Source organism: Mycobacterium sp. THU-M104, from assembly GCF_049197365.1.
Taxonomy (GTDB): domain Bacteria; phylum Actinomycetota; class Actinomycetes; order Mycobacteriales; family Mycobacteriaceae; genus Mycobacterium.
Window position 1 is genome coordinate 1 of sequence record NZ_JBMIOP010000152.1, and the last position, 1608, is coordinate 1608.

Here is a 1608-nt window from a genome sequence, read left to right on the forward strand (position 1 = left end):
CTGGGCGGTACGGCGGCCACCTTCAAGGACATGCATGACGGCGCCAAGTACGACCTGATGATCGCGGTGATCTCGGCGCTCACGCTGATCTTCATGATCATGCTGCTGCTGACCCGTAGCGTCGTCGCCGCCCTGGTCATCGTGAGCACCGCGGCCAGCTCGATCGCGGCATCCTTCGGGTTGTCCGTGCTCATCTGGCAGGACCTGTTCGGTTTCAAGATCCACTGGATCGTGATGGCACTGTCGGTCATCATCCTGTTGGCCGTCGGATCCGACTACAACCTGCTGCTGGTGTCACGCTTCAAGGAAGAGATCCACGCCGGGCTCAAGACCGGGATCATCCGGTCCATGGCCGGCACCGGCACGGTGGTGACGTCCGCGGGTCTGGTGTTCGCCTTCACCATGGCGGCCATGCTGGGCAGCGAACTGAGCGTCCTTGGCCAATTCGGCTCCACGGTCTGCATCGGTCTGCTGCTCGACACCCTGATCGTGCGCACGCTGCTGATGCCCTCGGTCGCCACGATGCTCGGTCGCTGGTTCTGGTGGCCCCAAGTCGTCCACCCCCGGGGCGACTACGGGCGGCCGCGGCCGGTGGCGGCCAAAGAGGCCGAGACCTCCCCCATCCCGGTGTTGTCGGCACACCGCTGATCCCCCGCTCGGCTACCCGGGCAGCTGCACGCACACCGCGACGGCGCCGGCACCGACATGCAGCGCAAGCACCGGCCCCAGCGGGGTCACGATCGCGGGCCCGCACGCGGGTAGCCGCTGGGCCAGCGCGGCGGCGACCCGGGTGGCGCCCTCGGGGTTGGCGACGTGGTGGACCGCGAGCGCGGCGGAGTCCTCCGCCACGATCTCGCAGACCCGGTCGATCATGACCTCGGTCGCGTTGTTGACGGTGCGCACCCGTTGGGCCAGAACGAGTTTCCCATCCTCGATGCGCAGCACCGGCTTGAGCGCCAGCGCGGTCCCCAACCACGCCTTGGCCCCGCCGATACGTCCGCTGCGGCGCAGGTTATCCAAGCGGTGAACCACGATGAAGGCATGGCTGCGGGCCACCGCAGCGCTCGCGATGTCGGCAACGGTGTCCACGTCGGCGCCCGCGGCCGCGGCCCGGGCGGCGGCCAGTGCGATGAAGCCGACGCCCATCGCGGCCGATCTCGAGTCGACGACGCGCACGGTCGGGCCCAGCTGCGCGGCCGCGCGTCGTGCCGCCGCACAAGTTCCCGACAACCCCGACGAAAGATGAACCGCCACCACCCCGGCGCCGCCACTGTCGGCCAACGCCTGCCGGTAGGCCACCGTAAGTTCGGCCGGGGTGGCTGCCGCGGTGGTGGCGTGATGCTGGTGGACGTCGTCGGGGATGTCGTCGACATCCTCACGCAGGTCGACGCCGTCGAGCAGGATGTGGAGCGGGACCACGCGAATCGCCCACCTCTCGCGCAGGTCGGCCGGCAGCCGCGAAGACGCATCGGTCACCACCGCGACAGTCATGGTTCAGTCACGCGGCTTCTCGGCCGCCACGTGAGCCTTCTGCAAGGCTTCGGCCAGCGCCTTGAGCATCAGCTCGGCGACCTCCTGGTGAGCTTCGAAATTCCAGTGGATTCCGTC

The 1608-nt window shown here is 68.7% G+C and carries 2 protein-coding genes and 1 pseudogene; 1 reads left to right on the top strand and 2 read right to left on the bottom strand.

The features are described from left to right. On the top strand, positions 1-648 hold a 648-nt coding region (locus ACOJVU_RS12740; protein ID WP_421530110.1), incomplete at its 5' end, for an MMPL family transporter. Between the two features lie 12 nt (positions 649-660). Here ACOJVU_RS12740 and ACOJVU_RS12745 read toward each other — a convergent pair. Further along, positions 661-1491: a DegV family protein gene (locus tag ACOJVU_RS12745; protein ID WP_421530111.1), complete on the bottom strand. Its 831-nt coding sequence runs from the start codon at positions 1489-1491 to the stop codon at positions 661-663. A gap of 3 nt (positions 1492-1494) precedes the next feature. Continuing rightward, positions 1495-1608 (bottom strand): annotated as a pseudogene (locus tag ACOJVU_RS12750) (SGNH/GDSL hydrolase family protein); the annotation flags it as partial.